Genomic DNA, 19,600 nt, shown 5'->3' on the forward strand with positions numbered 1-19,600 from the left:
TCAGTAATTCTAGAGTTTTTACAAAACTCAACGTACATGGGTTTTATCGTGCCGACCTACTTACTAACGAGCCAGTATTAGATAACCTTGTTAATAGCATTGGTTTAGCTCCCCCAATTGCGACTGGTACAACCCAGCAAAAGTGTTGCAAGGTCGCGCCTAAAAAAAACGGCAGTATATCAACTATTTGAGTGAGAGTTGTTAACTTCCTTTCTATTTTCCCCTGTGCATCACCTCTAGCGCTGCTGTCCTAGTCTGATTAGGTGGTCATTTAAGGCGATTCTTCCTAATTCAGAAATAACCTCAACTGGAACACCAACAGATGTAGCTGCTTCTGGAATTGTCGCTCTGCTATTTCGCAACAGAGATAAGGGACTTCCAAGGAATAAATTACTCAACAAAAATCAAGAGTCAAAATCTAAATAATAATGATAATCGTTATTAGAGGGGAAGAGGTGGGTGCTGGGGCATCGTTAACCAAGTGGGCGAATTCAGTTGTACAGTGACAATGTGGAATGGAGAATACACCGTGAGAATTGACCACCTAAAGCCGCTCAATTACTTGGAGTCAGAATGTCAGCAGATGCAGGTGATTTGCGATCGCATCAGTAGGCTACGGGACAGTGGCAAGCTAGAAGCGCCAGCAGAGGCAGTTTTGAAGTATTTGGGAGAGTTGAAGCGCCCTTACTTGACTGAGTTTGAGGAAAGGTTTTTGGGTTTTATAGAGCTTGAATGTAGAATTAGTAACTTACAAATAGACTGAATATTGACCCTACTTAAGCTAGCCGTATAAAGTTAATAGTTTGGGCAATCTGCACTAATTGTATAGGGGGTAGGAATATCTGATTTGAAGAACTAAAAACAGATTTAGCCTCAGAAGAAGCTCTGTATGAACAAAATTTCTGCCTTCTCTAGCAGGATTAACATTCTAGATAGAAACACTATATACTCAATATTTATTCTCTGTATTTATGTCATTAAACCCCAGACTTCAAATAATTCTTCATCATTTTTGCTTATTTGGTTTAAGTTTGATACTCAATAGTTGTTTATCCAAATCCCAAAAATCTAGCCAATCGGCAACAAAAGCACCACCATTAATTGAAAATAAAGCATTAGTTTCAACGGCGACACCAGATGACAAAGCCATTCCTAAATACGATCATATCTTTGTAATTGTTGCAGAAAATAAATTTTATGACCAAATTATTGGTAATCCCAATGCACCCATGCTTAATCAACTCGCAAAAAACTACGGATTGGCTAGTAATTTTTATGGAGAAGTGCATCCCAGCGAAGCTAACTACGTTGCCATTTTGAGCGGGAGTACTTTTGGTATTCATGATGATGATGCTTTTTATTGCAATGCTAGTAGTAATCAGCAATTCTGTAACAATTCTCATCAAGCTAATTATGCTAATCATACTATTACTTCTAAAAGCTTAATCGATCAATTGTCACAAAAGGGACTGACTTGGAAAGGCTATTTTGAAGATATTCCTGAGCCAGGCTCTAAGTCTGTTGTCGCTCCCAGCCTCAACCGTGCTTTGTATGCGGTCAAGCATAATGGTTTTATGAACTTCAAAATAGTCCAAGATGACCCCGATTTACCCAGTAAAATAGTTGGGATTACTCAACTTCAAAACGACCTGAAGAGTGGCAAAGTTCCTAATTACAGCCAGATCATTTTCAACCAATGCCATGAAATGCACGGCTTACCAGAATGTCCCCAATTGCAAAAACTGATTCAAACTGCTGATTCAATCATTGGCAAAGTTGTTAATCAAATAACTACTTCTAAGCTGTGGGCGGAGTCTGGCAATAATGCAATTATTATTACTTGGGATGAAGATAATAATCCTCCTCTCAAAGAGCAAATTCAAGGTTGTTGTGGTTTTGACCCTGATAGTCCCGCTAACTTTGGACGTGGTCACATTGCTACCATTGTGATTACTAACCACGGCTTACATGGCATTGTTGATAGCACGCCCTATAATCACTACTCATTGCTACGAACTACTGAAGATGCTTTTGGGATTTATGAATACTTAAACTCCGCCAATGAAACTACTAAAGGAGTTAAACCTCTGACCAATTTATTTATGAAAAAATAAGGAATCTCAAATTTGCGGTCAAAATTTTTGGGAAGCCAGCGTTCAATTTGGAAACCTGCTTGAGCTAGAGTCTGCGCGATCCCATCCTCGAAATTTTTCATTCTCCTATTGGTGCAACAACGCCATTTTTGATTGCATTATCAGATTATTTAAACATTAACAAAACCTTAACTTTGCTAATACTTTAAAAACCTAGGGAGAAAATTATTACCTAAAGTTGAAATTCCCTAACTCGGAAAGCCTTGTAAAAACAGGAATTAACAATTATTGAGAATCTGTGTGATTGCTGAAACGGGGTAAAATCCCTCTGAATTTATTTTTGCGACATCAGAAGTGATTATAAAGATTTGGTAAAGCAAGATTCAGTCTACTTGCGTTGCTTACGCTGTTATTGATTTAATAAAATTTATGCTTCCGAATAATCGGCAAAATCACGTAAGACCCACTGTCAGCATTTCCTCCCGTGCATATTTGTAATCAATACCTGTGAATAGATTTCGCTTCTATCTTTTCAATGCTCTCAGTGGGGTGATCCTGGGAGTCTTTAATGCTTGGCAAGAGCCATTGGCAAAAGAAGTAGCCCTTGAATCCCGGATTTTTACAGTTTTTTGAAATCATAAGCCATTTTTCCAATTTAGTTACACACAATGAAGAAAACGCTTTCTGGGGTGTTGACCGCGACGATTGTTAGCAACACCCTGATTCCTGGTGTCCAAGCAATCAGTCCCGGAAATACAACTGCCCGCTTTAGTCATGTTCTGATTATTTCGATTGATGGATTGCACAACTCGGATCTATCAGTTGCTAATCTGCAATCTTCTTTGAAAAATATCAAGCGTTTGCAGAGAGAAGGTGTGACATACACCAATGCTTTTGCTTCTGCACCATCAGATTCCTTTCCTGGGGAGCTAAACTATATCACTGGTGCTAACCCCGGTACGACAGGTGTATTTTATGATAAATCCTACAGTCGCGCCTTGTATGCCCCAGGTACCACTGCTGCCCAAATCACCGCAGGCACCGCCAAACCCGGTACTGTCATAGAATTTGCTGAAAACGTTGATGCATCTTGGAATAATGGTAAGGGTGGCACCTTAGATGGCGGTCAGGGATTTGATCAAACCCAATTGCCTGTTGATAGCAATGGCAACCCTGTTTACCCCAACCAGTATCTGAAAGTAAATACCATTTTTGACGTAGCTAGCGCGGCGGGACTACGTACTGCTTGGTCTGACAAGCATCCCGCAGCTTACACCATCCTCGCTGGAAATACACAAGACCCAACGAAGTTTAATTTGGCAACGGGTCAGGTCGGCAGCATTAGCGATTACTCTTCACTAGAAATTAACGCGGCAGTGGCAATTGATCCAACTAAGCCAGGACTTTTCCCAAGCACCCTTGGGGCTTTAGTCGATCAATCAACAGGTACTCCTTACTCCAACACCAACTCTCAAATCACGTCTACTTTCTTTAATGACGGGACAAAGGGTAATCCGGCTCTGTTTAAGGCTCCACCTGCTGGCTTTAGCGCCAACCAGTTCACAAGTGTAGCAACAACCTCAGCCTACGACGATCTCAAGGTTAAGCAGATATTAAACGAGATTGATGGATTGAACGATTCTGGTACGATAAAAGTAGGCACTCCGGCAATTTTTGGCTTAAATTTCCAAGCTGTGAGCGTCGGCGAGAAAGAAACTGCCTCTCAGTTTAATGGTGGCGGGATTGACAAAGATGGTAATGCCCGTCCTGATCTGGTAAGTGCAGTAGCCCATACTGATGCGAGCATCGGTCTGATTTTGAATGAACTGAAAAAGAAAGGATTAGACAGTTCAACTTTAGTGATTTTAACTGCCAAGCACGGGCAAAATCCTGTCCAAGATCCAACTGTTGGTTTGAGCAGTACATTTGATAGTGTTACAGGTGCTGCTGGTGGTGATGGAAACCTAACTGCTGTTGCTGCTCTGTTAGTAAGAAACGGCATCCAGATTGCTTCTGAGCGAGGTCAGGATACTTCATCGCTGATCTTTTTGAAAAATCCATCTGATGTCCGAAAAGCAGTAGCCCTGCTGAAATCCAAAAATTACTCATTTGATACTGCTGTTGATCAAGTCAGCGATCCCACAGGAAATACTTTATTTTCAACTGAGGATGCAGCTGCTCAGGGAAAAGTATTATATGGTCAGAGCATCATCAATGCCGGATTGGGAGATCCAAGGGCAAACGAACGCACCCCTGACATTATTGTTCCACTCAAAACTGGCTATTTCTTTGGTAATGCTACCAAGAAGCGTGCAGAGCATGGTGGATTTACTGATGCTGATACCCACGTAGCCTTAATTGCCGGCAGCACTGGATTTTCCCGCAATCTCCAAGGTAAAACTATCAGTCAAACCGTTTCTACCACCCAAATTGCTCCAACTACATTACAGGTTCTAGGTTTAAATCCTCAACGACTGCAAGGTGTTCAGATTGATAGAACCCAGACATTACCACTGGATTTTAGGAACTTGCAAATAGAAAAATACCGAATAGATAAAGAGCGCAGGGAGTACGAGGAATAAAAAAAACAAATGAAGAAACTGATGTGGTATTTAACACATCAGTTTCTAGTAATTCTTGTGCTTAGAGCGAATTGGTGTAGCGCAAAGATAACAAAATTTGTATCTCCTCAATACTTCAGGATACGCTTTACCTTGAGTTTAGTCGCCTCTGAAATGCGTTCTCCAAAGCGTTACCTTTCTTGTCAGAAACAAACCAATGATGCCAACAAGAAGTGTGCTATTTAAAGTACTAGGCTCTGGTACTTTTCGATAAGAAACTGTACCAGAATCGGGGGTTTCGGAGGATACAGAAAATATTGTTCCAGAAATTTCGTAGCTTTTAGAAGGATTAACTTTACCCTGGAAGTTGTACAGCAATCCAATCGATGCATTATCAGCTAAAGCTACAGTTGGAAATGCAAGGGGATAATCTGGATATTCAATATCATCCTTGGCGGTGTAAATATTGGAATCGTTATCGAATTGAAAAGTTAGCGACTGAAGTGGTGCTACTGGAAAATTATCATTACTGAAGGTTGAGTCATCAAAGCTAAATAAACCATTTCCCTTAGCTGTAGAACTATCAACACTGAAAGCATAATTAACAATTGCAGCCGATGCAGATTTAGTGCTTAAGGTAGCTAAACCTAGAACAAGACTAGTAGCGATCGCTAATTGGGGAAAGAATTTCATATCGATTATCCTCAAGATAGGTTTGTGTAAGTGATCTTGACAGCGAAGCAACGAAAAAAAATCAAGATTGAAGTCAAATTAGCTATTGGCAACAAACACCAGCAAGAGTTACCAATCAGGTGTTGTTACAAGTAATTCTGTCCAAGGGGTGCAATCTGGTTCTTTAGCAGTATCTTGAGTAGGACGGGCATTGCACCCACGAACTTTAAAGGTGTACTTAAGAAGATCCTTAGCTCCCACATAAGTCCAACTACGTGCTGTTGGATCATCGATTTGTGTCATATCATCTTTATCGTCGCCCCAACTCACTTGATAAAAATCATTTTTTTGACATACATCCCAAGCAATCTTAATTCTCCGTACTCTTGTAGTGTCTGCAACCAAGTTATATGGATTTCTAGAATCACAAGAAGAATTATCTGTTTTCTTCTCGCAGTTATTAGTACCAGGGGTGCATTGAGCTAGTGTTTTGACTGGGCGAATTAACTCGGCAGAAAGTGTTGTTAATAATATGACAGAGGTCAGACTATATCTGAAAAAAATGGAACTCAATCGTATTTTGTCCATAACAAATCCTCAAATTATCTTGACTAATGATTCCTTGACGACCAATCTAAAATCCAAAATCGTCTGACTAAAACCACAGCAGAATTTAGAAAGTAAAGGTAGTTCTAATAACTCCCAATACAGCATCACTGTTACGATCGTCGTGGTTGGGGGCAGTCAGCCAAATTAAACCAGGAGTGATGGTAATATTGTCTGAAAGTGCATAGCTGTAAAAACCTTCAATATGTAAAGAGGTATTTCTGTCTTGAGCAGAATCGCGGTTTTGGGGTGCAACTATGTCCGTAAAGACATTAGCGATCGCTCCATTAGCACCGGTCACTTTCGGTTCCATACCCACAACAATCCCCGCCAGATTGCCTTTTTTACCCAAATCCGGGAAAGCCAAAGCAACTGCATAGTTCCAAATATCGGCATCTCCTACACCCAAAACGCGGGTTTTGGCATAACCAGCCCAAGCATTAATAAAAAAGCGAGAATTTACTTGATAGGATGCTTCCAAGCCGTAAGCGTTGGTGGAAGTGGGCGAATCGGTAACTAAGCCCAAGTTAGCCTTTTGGCTACCCGTACCTGGAATGGCCAAATCTTCACCCTGGTTATTGTAGGCATTGACGTAAGTTAAACCGATGGTGAAGCGATCGCCTTGTTGGAAAGTCAACTGAGCGATCGCCCCATAAGAACCATTGAAAAAACCATTCCTAGAGTTGGGATTAGATGCTGTATTAGACAAATATCCTAAACTTAATTCCAATTGCTCAGATAGGCGATGTGTCAGCCCAATCCCTGCACCAGAAGGTACAAAATAGTAGACCGAATTGCGGCTACCAAACTTAGATAAAGCACCCCTGGCTCCCTCGTCACCATCTAAGAAGGGGTTGACTGTATCCATAAAGTCTTCAACTTCTCCTTCATTGGCAAAAAAAGTGACTTCGGTTTTTTTGCCTAGAGGAAATCTGTAAAACAGCGTCTCAACTCTAACTTGATTATTTTCAGGAGCTTCATCTCCAATTTCTCCATTAAAGGCTAGAGTCCCTTCTGGTAATCTAGTTCCGGTGCCACCGTCACCAGAAAAGGAATTGAAGTTGAGAGCCTGTAATCGAGTTCTGAGTAAATCTTTACCAGTAAAACTGGTGTCAAAGTTGAGGCGAACGCGATCGCCAAAAGTTGTATTTCTAGGAATATCAGCATTATCGGCATCTTGCCCAGCAGCAAACCCTGATATAGCAAAAATGGCCTCCCCATGAAGTTTTGTCGTGGTCGAAAACTGCTGTTTTTCCACAGCATCTTGGTGAGGTTCTAAAGCATCCAACCGATCCCGCAAAGTAGCCAATTCAGCCGCAAACTGTTCTTGTAATTTTTGCAGGGTTGTTAAATCTTCTTTTTTAACAATATCAGTTGTTGCAGTTGCAATTAGTTCATTTACCCGTTCTAAGCAAGCATTAATTCCCGCCGCAAATTCGTAACGAGTTAAAGCCCGATTACCCCGATAAGTTGCATTGGGATAACCAGCAATACACCCATAACGCTCCACCAAAGATTGCAATGCACCGAATGCCCAATCTGTCGGCTGTACATCCGCCAGTTGAGAAACAGATGTTACCTGTCCTGCTGATTCCTGAACGGTTCCAGTTTGAACTGGAAGTGCGTTAGCATTGCCCGCCGCAGTTGTGGTAGTGATTACCGAGAATAGCCCCAAAGCCACTGGAGAAATCGGCAGCCACTTCCAAAACATTTTGATCATTTTTCTATCATCCTCACACCATTTATTATCAATTGAAAAAACAGGTAAATCACACCAAAATTCACCTATTACAATCCTTGTAGAGACGTAGCAATACTACGTCTCTACATCCTTTTTCAGCAGATATCTAACACTTACTTCTTAGCTTCAGTAGAATTATCCCTTTGACTCAATTGCCAATGCTTTAACATCTGAGCGCGATTTTGCCGCAAATCTTTACGGTTACGTTCTTCAGGATAAGGGATATTATCACCCTTAATTCCTGTCCAGAGAATTTCGTTGAATTCTTCGGGATCGAGCTTATCTTCACCTGCAAAATCGAAGCCTTTAGTCATAGCAGCCCACCATTTTCTAGGATTTAGAATCGGCATAGCTGCTGTCTTTTCAACATTCCGGTCTTGGCAAGCTGGTACTAATTTTGGATCTACAGGAGCAGCACATAAGTTACCTGGCACAATCGCTGTGTAAGGCTCAAAGTTCGGTTCTGTTGTGAAGGCATCTGACATTGGTTCAGCATTAGCATCAGTAATTGCCAAATAGCCAATGTTTAACAAATCCTCCATTGTCCGCAATACGCTAATGGTGTTGTAGTTAGTGCTGACGAGAGTACCCCGTTTTGTGTAGGGCGAAATCACGTAGGCTAAGGAACGGTGAGAATCAACGTGATCTGGCCCATTTTGAGAATCATCTTCAATGATGAAAATGGCTGTTTCTTTCCACTCCGGCAGATGAGAAATTTTCTCTACTAGCTTGCCAATAGCATAGTCATTATCTGCCATTTGCAGTTCAGGAGTATTTAGCCCAGCCAAAGCAGTACCAAAAGAACCAAAATGATCGTGAGATAAACGCACAAGCATTAAATTTGGTAGTCCATTTTGCTTCAAATCCCTTTCCCATTCGCTGTACAAATAAGTATCAGCATTATTTTGATCGAATGAGCGGAAATAAAGATCGGTTTTATCCAATAGTACAGTTTTAGTAACGGGAGCTTGAGGAATCTTGTCAGCGTACGGGGTTGGAGAGATCGGGATATAAGCCGGGTTTTTGGGATCGGGTTTAGTCGGATCGGCTTGGCTAGTGGTGTAGGGAATTGCATTATCAACAAAGAAACCGTAATTACGTACAGTTTTTCCACCACGTAGCGCCGTATCCCACAGATAACCACCAATAGCATTTGGTTCAAGATTACCATCACCTTCGGGAGCATCAACATCCCTGTCTCCAGGCAGTATGGAAGACTGCCCAGAAGGATCTAAAATACCCGTTAAACGGGTATTAATTGGGGAGTTATTCGCGGAAGTTTGCCCTAGTGCGATACTGATATTGCGATTTGTACCTTCGTAATCGTAGGTTAAGCCGTTAAAGCCAGCGTTACCGTAAAGAACTGATTGAGTTTTTTCGGTGTAGTCTGTAGTCCGACCGTAGGTAGACCAGTTCCAGCCGACTCCACTGGATTCCCCACTGTCGTAGAAGTTATCAAAAGTTGCAAAGCCAAGGGACAGCTTGTGATGGTTGGGTGAAATACGCTGTGGGAATAAAGTGAGTGCTGGATCGCCATTACCAAGAGGTAAGTCACCGAGTACTTGGTCATAAGTACGGTTTTCTTTAAGTATGTAAATAACGTGCTTAATTTTACCTTGTAAATACCTCATTGTGCGATCGGGACGACGATTATAAAAACCGTTGTTTTTGTCTACCTGGGCTGAAAGGTTAGCCAAAGTTGCGCCTTTTGGCACTGGAATAATTGAGATGCCTGCTTTCTCTAATGCCCAAGTGTAGTCATTTTTAAAATTGGTGTTACGTCCTTGTCCGGCTGTTGTTGTTCGACTGTTTGATGGGTTGGGGCCAGAATTACTTTTGGCATTGACAACGTAGAGTTTTTGACCATCAGCACTAACACTTACAGAATTTGGATACCAACCTGTAGGGATACGTCCAGCCACTTGACTAGAACGCAAGTCTACAACAGCCACAGCGTTTTCACCACCCAAGGTGACGTAAAGTGTCTGCCCATCTGGATTGAGAGCTAGAGAATTAGGATTTGCACCTTTATACTTTTCACCAGGTCGAGATAAAGAAATTGTCTGCACTACCCGATTACTATTGGTATCAATGATAGAAACCGAGTCATTGTTACCGTTAGCTACGTACAATCGATTTTGGTCAGGTGAGAGCAATACCTTATTTGGCTGGCTTTGTACAAGTATGCGGTTAATTTGTCCTGTAGCAATGGTAACAGCAAGCACTTCGTTATCGCGCTGACTGCTGATGAAGACTTTAGCTGCTTTACCATCTCCTGTATTTTTGATGGCGACATCAAAAGGAAATTCCCCAGTTGCAATTTTATCCCCTGCCTTAAAAAACTTAATTTCTTTAGTTACCTGGCGGCTATTAGTATCAACAATTGATATGGAGTCATTTTCAAAGTTAGCAGCTACTAAAGTATTGCCGTCTTTACTAACTGCTAAACCTGCGACAACTGCTCCTGTTGACACAGCTTTAGCTGGTGTGTTTTTCAACAAACCACCATCATATTTAGGGAAGGGGTCTGTTGGGTTAGAATTATGTCCTAGTAAAATAAAGGGTGCTTGCGGTACGTACTCATTGCCATTAGAGCCATAAACATAGATGCGATCGTCAATACCGCCTGATACAAAGAAACGCGAGCCATCTTTAGCCCAAACTAAACCATTATAGGTATTGGGAATGTTGATCTGTTGTCTTTTAACTAACTTTCCATTAGTGACATCATAGACAAAAACCCATTCGGCTTTGGGGGTTGTTGTCCCACTTGGTTTACCAGTTAGTGGGTCTAATACAGGGTAAGTTAAATTACTACCTGTATTTTCATTCTTGAAGTTTTGGTTATAGCCACTGGTAAGTACCAGTAGAATTTTTCCATTTGGGCTAAGGGCTGTGCTTACAGCTTCAGCAGCATCAGCATTATCATCTGTACGCAAACCAGTTGCTAAAGGTGCAAAAGTTGAGCCTGGTGCTGCTGCGGGTGTGATGATTTGACCTGTGGGTAGCAAAGCACCTCCACCCGCTAAGTTACCAACGGCGCTGGTAGTCCGAGCGCTAACTGATTGTATATTTGCACTCAGCGTACTTAGAAGAAGGAGTCCTAATAAATACCTTTGGTTTTGGCAAATTTTCATTTGAGGTTTCTATATTAAATTTGAGCTTTAAATTAAGATATTTATCGTTCCTGGTTAAGTTGGGAATAATTTTTGGTTATATTTTACGCATTATTGTGAATTAAGCCGATGTTGTTCAAAATTAAGAACTTGGTTCTCTTGTATCGTCAATACTCAGGGCAATCTAGTTGAGGAATATTTTCAGGTAGCCGACGCGCGATCGCTCTGGCATATTTGCTGCGCTTGGAGTTTGCCATAAACTAGATCCGAATCTTATTTAACTTAGGTGATTTCTCAAAATAATTTTACCGATTAGGAGAGTGAATAGCCCTTTCCCTCTACGTTGGAATGATGTTGTGTGGTAATTTTTATTCTGGAAATCACCTTACAGCAGAACATCAATCATTTCGACTCAACAGCGTGGATTTTGAGGAAACAATGGCAGCACTTTACGAAGATGTAGTTTTTGAATAATCAACTGATGATTGGGTATACTACACAATTTTTAGTAAACTAAATATCTATTGATATGTTCAAAGCTTCCTAACCCGGCGGAGGCATTGAGCAAAACAGACACAATTGATTGCATAAAAGTTATGGCGCTCATAGTTCAGAAATACGGTGGTACATCTGTCGGTTCAGTGGAACGCATTCAAGCTGTTGCAGGGCGTGTTTATAAAACTGTCCAAGCTGGAAACTCTCTGGTAGTAGTCGTTTCAGCAATGGGCAAAACCACCGATGGACTCGTCAAACTAGCTAATGAAATTTCTCCCAATCCTAACCGCCGGGAAATGGATATGCTGCTTTCTACTGGCGAACAAGTAACCATCGCCTTACTTAGCATGGCTTTGCAGGAACTCGGACAACCAGCAATTTCGATGACTGGCGCTCAGGTAGGAATTGTTACTGAAGCCGAACACAGCCGCGCTCGGATTTTACATATTGATACTACTCGCCTCAGTCGCCATATAAATGAAGGTAAAGTAGTCGTTGTAGCAGGGTTTCAAGGCACATCGAACGCCGGGGAAATGGAAATTACAACTTTGGGGCGCGGTGGTTCCGACACCTCGGCAGTGGCGATCGCAGCCGCATTAGGAGCTAATTTTTGTGAAATTTATACAGACGTTCCAGGGATTCTCACTACAGATCCCCGCTTAGTTGCCGAAGCCCAGTTGATGGATGCCATCACCTGCGATGAAATGTTGGAACTAGCTAGCTTGGGCGCAAAAGTCTTGCATCCCCGCGCTGTGGAAATTGCTCGTAACTATGGTGTTCCCCTTGTAGTTAGGTCTAGTTGGACAGATGCCCCTGGTACTTGGGTGACATCAGCCAAACCCCAAGGGCGATCGCTAATTAATCTCGAAATTGCTCGTCCGGTGGATGCTGTAGAATTTGACACTGATCAGGCAAAAGTAGCTTTGTTGCGCGTACCCGATAAACCAGGGGTAGCAGCAAGGTTATTCGGCGAAATTTCTCGGCAAAAAGTAGATGTAGATTTGATTATTCAGTCAATCCATGAAGGTAATAGTAATGACATTGCCTTTACTGTCACCACACCCATTTTAAAACGAGCAGAAGCAGTAGCAGCCGCGATCGCCCCAGCACTGAGGAGTCAATCTCACCCCAAATCTGACGAAGCCGAGGTAATGCTAGAACATAACATTGCCAAAGTCAGCATCGCAGGCGCAGGAATGATTGGCCGTCCCGGTGTGGCGGCAAAAATGTTTGCTACCTTAGCCGAAGCTGGTGTGAATATCCAGATGATTTCCACCAGCGAAGTGAAAGTAAGTTGTGTAGTCAATGCTGACGAATGCGATCGCGCCGTCACCGCACTTTGCACCGCCTTTGAGATTGAAGCAGGGGAGCAGGGATCAGGGAGCAAGAGAGAACTCCTAACTCCTAACTCTTCTACAGACGCGATTAATCGCGTCTCTACTTCTCACTCTTCCCCCGTTTGCGGTGTTGCTTTAGATTTGAATCAAGCACGTCTTGCTATTCGCCAATTACCAGATCGGCCAGGGATGGCGGCGAAGCTGTTTGGATTATTAGCACAGCATAATATCAGCGTTGACATGATTATTCAATCTCAGCGCTGTCGGGTGATTGATGGTGTTCCCCGGCGAGATATTGCCTTTACAGTCTCGCGGATAGACGGGGAAAATGCCAAAAAAATGCTTACCCAAGTCGCGGCAGAGTTAGGATGGGGTGAAGTTGTTTTAGATAGTGCGATCGCTAAAGTGAGTATTGTCGGTGCAGGTATGGTAGGACAACCAGGCGTTGCTGCAAAAATGTTTGCAGCCCTAGCCCAACACCAAATTAATATCCAAATGATTGCCACCTCAGAAATTAAAATTAGCTGTGTCGTCGCCCAAGAGCAAGGTGTTAAAGCTTTGCAAGTCATTCATACCGCTTTTGAACTCGCTGGTAGTGAAAAAGTTGTCGTGCCAGCATAAAACTAAATTAGGACTAGTCCTTTCAAGGTGACTCATAAAATCTCTGCTTTCCTCTCTGTGTTGCGCCAGTTGCTTTAAGTCGGGGAACGGCAAGGGCGCACTGGCGCAACACAGAGAAAAGAGTAATTATTGTCCAAAAATTTTACCCACCTTGAAAGGGCTAGTCTTATAAATTTTGAATTTTGAATTTTGAATTGCTGATTATCTATTTTGGGAATGCCCATTTTTCCATCATGGCTACTATTTCTGAAAGTCGGCGTTCACCACACCAAACTAAATCAAGTTTTTTAAGTTGATTAAGACTGATACCACCCTCTTCTTCAGCAATGCGGTGATATTCTTTATCTCCCATTGCTGCTAATAAATGCCCAAAAATAATCGTTTCATCGAACTGGGGATTTCTCTCTGGATCGTTCAAAATTGCCATTGCTCGTTCTGGCGATAGTTCTTGGAGAGCATTGACAATAAATTTTGTAGGAAAATCAACATCTTTAAGTTCAGGATGACGCGATACTAATCCAGCTAACAGCACTCCTAGATAAGCCGCCGCTTGAGAATTACTCAATAACTCCATTTCTTGGATGGCAATCTCAGTTAAATTAGTAAAAAATGCACACCCTAACTGCTGTTCGATGGTGGTGACTGGATCTAAAACTAACGAGGATTCTAACTGGGACTCAAATGCTGCCTGATGCTCCTGTGGCACTTGGGTAATTAAGACAAGCTTTGCGCGATCGCTTATAATCAGACTGCGATCGCGCCCAGAGCTAAAGTCTTTGCCCGGTTCCAAACCTTTACTCACTAAAATTTTAAAGACGTTACTTTGAGCTTTTTCTGTCATCTGTTCATATTGGGCTTGTCCAAGAAAAATTTGACAAAACCAACTGTGGCTATCAGAATCGCATTCAACCATTAGCTCATTAACAATCAGATCGGTTAACTTTTCCGCTCCCAAAATTGTTTCCAACTCTAGAATTAAGCTATGAATAGCAGCTATGTCACGGAAATTGAGCGCCTTGAGCAATTGACGCTTCGCAGTAGCTACCAAGCCTTTTCTTCGCCCAAATACGTTGATTTTCAATTTTTTATCTGGGGTTCTAGATAATTTAAACTGCTATTTTTTTACCTTATTTAAGGATTATGTGTCATGAGTGAGATTGCTGAATAGTCCAGATCAAAATATCCCCGCCCTATGTATACACCTGTTTTCTCAAATTTTGTTAAACTCACAAAGTTGTAATATGTAAGCGGATTAAGCTTGTAACAATCTCTTAATGAATAAATATTACTAGCAATATGCAGCATTAGCTAATAATTAATACTTTTACTTGCCAAAATGACATAATTTTTCTATTGCTTTTTAACAAAAATAGCAGTAATAATACGTAAGCTATAATTAAAGAATTTATCAGACTATATTTATATTGATGCGTATTCATTTACTAGATGGACGTTACCGAATACTAAAAGTTCTGAATGATGGGGAAAAAACAAAAACCTATCTAGTTGAAGATGCTAATCTTCTTAGCGGCCAATTTATAGTGAGGCAGTTACCTAGTTCTAGTAGTAATCCTCAAGCTTTAACTATCCTGCGTCGCTTGTTTGCTAGTAAGACAGCAACTTTAGAAAAACTAGGGCAGGAACATGACCAAATTCAGAAGCTAATTGCTTATTTTGAAGAAAACGAAGAATTTTATATAGTTCATGAATTCATCCCTGGTAATCCTTTAACTGACGAAATTATCCAGGGAAAACCTCTGAGTGAAGATCAAGTAATTAATCTTTTATCAGAGATATTAGAAATTTTGGCGATCGTACATAGCTATGGCATAATTCATCGGGATATTAAACCAGCAAATATTATTCGCCGGGAATCAGATAAAAAGTTAGTTTTAGTTGATTTTGGGATTTTGAATGAAGGTAGAACTAATACTAATGATCATCTCGAATATATGCCTAGAGAACAAATTAATGGTAACGTAAAATATAACAGTGATATATATGCTCTAGGTATAGTTGCGATCGCAGCACTTCTCGGCTTACCAACAAACGATTTATCTAATTTGCAAAATCAGAAAAATCGGCTGACAGGTGAAATAGTTTGGTGGAACAAAAATCTCAAAATTAACAGCAAGTTAGCGAAAGTTATTAATAAAATGGTACGTCTTGATTATCGTAAGCGTTACCAGTATGCAACCGAAGTTTTAGACGACTTAAAAAATATCACAAATGTAAATCGCAATCAGCAAAAACAGGAGCATAAAAAATTATTATTAGTTTTGACAGGGGTAGTTAGCTCGATCGCAATTGGGGTTGTAGTTTGGCAATTGAGGCTGCCAAAACCTGTAAATGATGCTCAAAAACAATTATATCAAGAAGGAGTCAATAAATATAAGGCAGGAAACTATGAAGGAGCAGTTGAAGATTTAAATCAAGTTATTGAATTAGATCCGAAAAATGCTTTAGCTTATAATAAGCGAGGTGATGCTTATTATCGATTAGGAGATTATGAGCAAGCCCAAGCAGACTCTAGTCAAGCAATTGTACTCAATCCTGAAGATGGTAATGCTTATTTTGACCGAGGATTTGCTTTTTCGGAATTAGGCAAATATAAAGAAGCGATCGCAGACTATACCCAAGCGATTAAGTTAAATTCTCAAGATGCTTATGCTTACTATGGCCGGGGATTAGCCCGTGTTCAAGCAAAGGATAATAAAGGGGCGATTGGAGACTTTAGCAAAGCGATCGCACTCCAGCCTCAGTATACCGAAGCCTACTTACAGCGAGGGATTCTCCGCCGTCGCCTCAGACAAAGACTTGAAGCAATTGAAGATTTTGATAAAGTAATTAAGATTAATCCTAGCGATGCCAAAGCTTATTATCAAAGGGGTTTAACTCAATCTCTTAATAAACAAAAAGATGCAGCACTTAAAGATTATACAGAGGCAATTAACATTAATCCCAAATATATAGAAGCATATCTTAATCGAGGTGATGTTTACAGCGATCTCGGAAATAAAGTCGAAGGTACTGAAGATTACAACACTATTTTACAGATCGATCCTAAATTTATTGTTGCTTATATTCACAGAGGTATTCACCGCTTTTCTTTCGGAGACTATAAAGGCGCTATTGAAGATTATACCGAAGCCCTGAAACTAGATCCTAATAATATAGCAGCTTACAACAACCGTGGTAACGCCTATCTGGAACTGGGAAATAAAAAAGCTGCCAATCAGGATTATTCACAAGCGATCGCCATTAATGCGAACAATGCCTTAGCCTATTATAATCGGGGTGTGATTCGCACCAAGCAGAAAAATAAACAGGGAGCGATCGCAGATTTCAAAAAGGCTGCAAAACTGTTCCAGCAGCAAGGCGAAAAAGATAGTTATCAAGATGCACAGAGAGAAATTGCAATTCTGCAAAATAAGTCAGCACCAGTGAAAACTTCTCGTCCTAAATCAGGGAGAATGGAAAAGAACTGAGCTATGACTCAATTATGCTAATTCTCCTGACTTTTTATCCAGATAACCTGGAAATATTCACCCATCGGGATATCGATACGGTACTGAAAAGAATTGATGCTTCCCAGAATATTTGGTTGCGCTGTGTTCATTTCCGCGATCGTACTGGAACGGCTAAAATTATCAAGCATTTTCAACTCAATCCATCTCGTGTTAACATGATTTTCAACCATTCCCCTTTAGGAATTGATGAAAATGTAGAAGATTGTTTATTTGATAGTTATGAAATTCTAACTGCTCAAATAAAAAATCATCAATTTGAGGTTGCACGTGGCAATATTGTAGTCGGTAAAAATTTCATAATTACATTTGAAATCACTGAACTAAAAGTTTTAAGTATTTTAGCTAATAATCTCCAAAAGCACCCTTTAGATATTAAGAAGTGGGGAATGGACTATCTTTTTTATCTAATTTTTAAAGAAATCTTGCATAATTATCATACTGTATTTGACTATATTTCTAGAAAGCTTGATGATTTAGAAGATGAAGTTTTAGATGATTCTGGTGATGAATCAACCTACCAAAGAATTGCCACAATGAGGCAATCTACTCGTTCAGGGCGGCGTAATTTTCAAAGTATTAAATCGCTTATGGCTATTATGGATTACGAAGATTTGCAATGGATAGCCCAGCCAGTAAAAGAACTATTTCAAGAAGAATTGGCTCATCAAGTTGATAAATTATGGCAAGAATATCAAGCTTTGAGAGCCTGGATGTCAGAATTAATGGAAATTCAACGCGATAATATTGCTAGCAAAACAGGTGAACGAATTAATCGCCTAACTATCCTCTCGACGGTATTTTTACCAATTACTTTCATGTCTGGTTTTTATGGCATGAACTTCAAATATATGCCGGAATTAGAGCAACCTTGGGCTTATCCTGCTGTAATCGGTGTGATGGCATTAATTGTGATTTCTAGTATTGCTTATGCTAAAAAACAACGTTGGTTATAGCACTAGATCCCCGGCTTCTTGAAGAAGTCGGGGATCTGAACCTGTCGAAAAGCAAACTGAATCAACCCTAAATCGGTAAATAAACGTGACTCTACCATTGATTATTCGTGCTGAGGAACACAGCGAGAAAATAGCCATTGCAACAACGGATGGCTCCTTTACATATCGGGATTTGCTTCACACTTCCAGTCAAATAGCAACAACTCTTCTTCAGAATAGAGAAGATTTACAAGAGGAGCGAGTCGCCTTTCTCATCCCGCCTGGGTTTGAGTATGTAGCCACTCAATGGGGAATTTGGCGTGCTGGTGGCATAGCTGTACCTCTGTGTATTTCTCATCCGCGCCCAGAATTGGAGTATGTAATTACCAATTGTGGAGCATCGATTATTGTTGTTCATCCTAATTTTGAAGGTATAGTGCGATCGCGCAGCGTCTTTGCAGGAGAATCGCTAGCCGAAGCATTAAATTTGCGATTTATCCTTACCTCAGAAACCCTCCCATCTAATGTTACTCAGCTCCCAAAGGTAGATATCACTAGACGCGCCTTAATTCTCTACACTAGCGGTACAACAGGTAAACCCAAGGGTGTGGTTACAACTCATCAAAATATGCAAGCGCAAGTGACTAGCTTAATTACCGCTTGGGAATGGGGATCTAACGATTGCATTTTACATATACTGCCACTACATCATATTCATGGAATTATTAACGTACTGACGTGTGCTTTATGGGCTGGGGCGGAGTGTCATCTATTGAGCTTTGATACCGAAACCGTTTGGAGGCGAATTTGTGACGGTGACTTAACCCTATTTATGGCAGTACCAACGATTTATGTAAAGCTGATTGCTGCTTGGGAAAATGCCTCTAGGGAACGTCAAAAAACCATGTCAGAAGGCTGTGCTAAAATGCGTCTGATGGTTTCTGGCTCGGCAGCGTTACCAATTCAAGTTTTAGAAAAGTGGCAGAGTATTAGCGGCCATTTTCTGCTTGAGCGATATGGGATGACGGAAATTGGTATGGCACTATCAAACCCTTTACACGGTGAACGGTTGGGTGGATATGTAGGAAAGCCTCTGCCTGAAGTTGAAGTAAGATTAGTCGATGAGAAGGGAGAGTTAGTCCCAACAGGAACACCAGGAGAGATCCAAGTTAAAGGGGCTGGAGTCTTTCTCGAATATTGGCAAAACCCCGAAGCAACAACCAAAGCCTTCCAAGATGGCTGGTTTTGTACTGGAGATACCGCCGTAATTGAGAACACCAACTACCGGATTCTGGGACGAATGAGTGTGGATATCATCAAAACCGGAGGCTATAAAGTTTCAGCTTTAGAAATTGAAGAAGTATTGCGATCGCATCCAGATATTCAAGAATGTGCAGTGGTTGGGGTTACAGATATAGAATGGGGTGAACGGGTTTGTGCTGCATTAGTATTGCAAGGGTTACAACCTTTGACATTAGAATCTTTTAGGAGTTGGGCAAAAGAGCGGTTGGCTGTTTATAAAGTGCCAACCAAAATTTTGATAGTTGAAGAATTACCGCGTAATGCAATGGGGAAAGTGACTAAGCCGACAGTGGTTGAGTTATTTCGATTATAGCGATCGTCAAGGCTGAACTAGACTTGGAGTTACTTCGGGTTCGATTTATAGTTGTTGATTTTATTGAGATGATATCTAATATCATCTGAAAAAATTTAAGTATGTGTAGGGTGTGTTATGCCGGAGGCTAACGCACCATTCTAGATTTTCGGTGCGTTAGGAGTAACGTCCATAACGCACCCTACTAGATTGAAGCTACGTGGATCGTGTTTTTCGACTTGTGTGTACACCGTAGCCGAGTCGCAGAGGGACATTGAATTAAAGTTAAAGGCGGGGAGAGG

General features: G+C 41.0%; 12 protein-coding genes and 1 pseudogene. 7 read left to right on the plus strand and 6 right to left on the minus strand.

Features of this window, described 5'->3' with window-relative positions:
* Positions 1-236: 236 nt before the first annotated feature.
* Positions 237-401 (minus strand): hypothetical protein, encoded by a 165-nt coding sequence (locus V7K38_RS04245; RefSeq protein ID WP_334855704.1) that lies wholly within the window; start codon positions 399-401, stop codon positions 237-239.
* A 128-nt stretch (positions 402-529) separates the two neighbouring features.
* Between V7K38_RS04245 and V7K38_RS04250 the strand changes: the two genes are divergently transcribed.
* From V7K38_RS04250 to V7K38_RS04260, 3 genes are all read left to right on the plus strand, one after another.
* The gene (locus V7K38_RS04250) at positions 530-763 is read left to right on the plus strand and encodes a hypothetical protein (RefSeq protein WP_334855705.1); all 234 of its coding nucleotides are present in this window, start codon (positions 530-532) and stop codon (positions 761-763) included.
* Between the two features lie 208 nt (positions 764-971).
* Positions 972-2,114 carry an alkaline phosphatase family protein gene (locus V7K38_RS04255; protein ID WP_334855706.1) on the plus strand — a complete coding sequence of 381 codons (1,143 nt, stop codon included), beginning with the start codon at positions 972-974 and terminating at the stop codon, positions 2,112-2,114.
* Positions 2,115-2,761: 647 nt separating this feature from the next.
* Positions 2,762-4,675 carry an alkaline phosphatase family protein gene (locus V7K38_RS04260; protein WP_334855707.1) on the plus strand — a complete coding sequence of 638 codons (1,914 nt, stop codon included), beginning with the start codon at positions 2,762-2,764 and terminating at the stop codon, positions 4,673-4,675.
* Positions 4,676-4,981: 306 nt separating this feature from the next.
* Here the strand turns inward: V7K38_RS04260 and V7K38_RS29560 are convergent.
* From V7K38_RS29560 to V7K38_RS04280, 4 genes and pseudogenes are all read right to left on the minus strand, one after another.
* A pseudogene (locus V7K38_RS29560) lies at positions 4,982-5,095 on the minus strand (PEP-CTERM sorting domain-containing protein); the annotation flags it as partial.
* A gap of 360 nt (positions 5,096-5,455) precedes the next feature.
* On the minus strand, positions 5,456-5,914 hold the full coding sequence (locus V7K38_RS04270; protein ID WP_334855710.1) for a hypothetical protein: 459 nt from the start codon (positions 5,912-5,914) through the stop codon (positions 5,456-5,458).
* A gap of 85 nt (positions 5,915-5,999) precedes the next feature.
* A complete protein-coding gene (locus V7K38_RS04275; RefSeq protein ID WP_334855712.1) occupies positions 6,000-7,652 on the minus strand; it encodes an iron uptake porin in 1,653 nt (550 codons plus the stop codon).
* A 134-nt stretch (positions 7,653-7,786) separates the two neighbouring features.
* A complete protein-coding gene (locus V7K38_RS04280) occupies positions 7,787-10,810 on the minus strand; it encodes a bifunctional YncE family protein/alkaline phosphatase family protein (protein WP_334855714.1) in 3,024 nt (1,007 codons plus the stop codon).
* Between the two features lie 575 nt (positions 10,811-11,385).
* On the opposite strand from V7K38_RS04280, the gene V7K38_RS04285 reads away from it, so the two are divergent.
* The gene (locus V7K38_RS04285; protein WP_334855715.1) at positions 11,386-13,242 is read left to right on the plus strand and encodes an aspartate kinase; all 1,857 of its coding nucleotides are present in this window, start codon (positions 11,386-11,388) and stop codon (positions 13,240-13,242) included.
* A 205-nt stretch (positions 13,243-13,447) separates the two neighbouring features.
* On the opposite strand, the gene V7K38_RS04290 is transcribed toward V7K38_RS04285, so the two are convergent.
* Positions 13,448-14,323, minus strand: coding sequence for a hypothetical protein (locus tag V7K38_RS04290; protein WP_334855716.1), 876 nt, complete (start codon positions 14,321-14,323; stop codon positions 13,448-13,450).
* A 346-nt stretch (positions 14,324-14,669) separates the two neighbouring features.
* Between V7K38_RS04290 and V7K38_RS04295 the strand changes: the two genes are divergently transcribed.
* The 3 genes from V7K38_RS04295 (at position 14,670) to V7K38_RS04305 (ending at position 19,319) form a co-directional block, all read left to right on the plus strand.
* A complete protein-coding gene (locus V7K38_RS04295; protein ID WP_334855717.1) occupies positions 14,670-16,730 on the plus strand; it encodes a tetratricopeptide repeat protein in 2,061 nt (686 codons plus the stop codon).
* A gap of 14 nt (positions 16,731-16,744) precedes the next feature.
* Positions 16,745-17,725: a magnesium transporter CorA family protein gene (locus V7K38_RS04300; RefSeq protein ID WP_334855719.1), complete on the plus strand. Its 981-nt coding sequence runs from the start codon at positions 16,745-16,747 to the stop codon at positions 17,723-17,725.
* An 85-nt stretch (positions 17,726-17,810) separates the two neighbouring features.
* Positions 17,811-19,319, plus strand: a complete 1,509-nt coding sequence (locus V7K38_RS04305) for an acyl-CoA synthetase (RefSeq protein ID WP_334855721.1) — start codon at positions 17,811-17,813, stop codon at positions 19,317-19,319.
* The last annotated feature ends 281 nt before the right edge of the window (positions 19,320-19,600 follow it).

It is taken from the genome of Nostoc sp., from assembly GCF_036917465.1.
GTDB lineage: Bacteria > Cyanobacteriota > Cyanobacteriia > Cyanobacteriales > Nostocaceae > Nostoc.

Coding starts and splice junctions, on each gene's coding strand:
- V7K38_RS04255 (WP_334855706.1), top strand. CDS start 972: ATGTCATTAAACCCCAGACTTCAAATAATTCTTCATCATTTTTGCTTA.
- V7K38_RS04260 (WP_334855707.1), top strand. CDS start 2,762: ATGAAGAAAACGCTTTCTGGGGTGTTGACCGCGACGATTGTTAGCAAC.
- V7K38_RS04270 (WP_334855710.1), bottom strand. CDS start 5,914: ATGGACAAAATACGATTGAGTTCCATTTTTTTCAGATATAGTCTGACC.
- V7K38_RS04275 (WP_334855712.1), bottom strand. CDS start 7,652: ATGATCAAAATGTTTTGGAAGTGGCTGCCGATTTCTCCAGTGGCTTTG.
- V7K38_RS04280 (WP_334855714.1), bottom strand. CDS start 10,810: ATGAAAATTTGCCAAAACCAAAGGTATTTATTAGGACTCCTTCTTCTA.
- V7K38_RS04285 (WP_334855715.1), top strand. CDS start 11,386: ATGGCGCTCATAGTTCAGAAATACGGTGGTACATCTGTCGGTTCAGTG.
- V7K38_RS04295 (WP_334855717.1), top strand. CDS start 14,670: ATGCGTATTCATTTACTAGATGGACGTTACCGAATACTAAAAGTTCTG.
- V7K38_RS04300 (WP_334855719.1), top strand. CDS start 16,745: ATGCTAATTCTCCTGACTTTTTATCCAGATAACCTGGAAATATTCACC.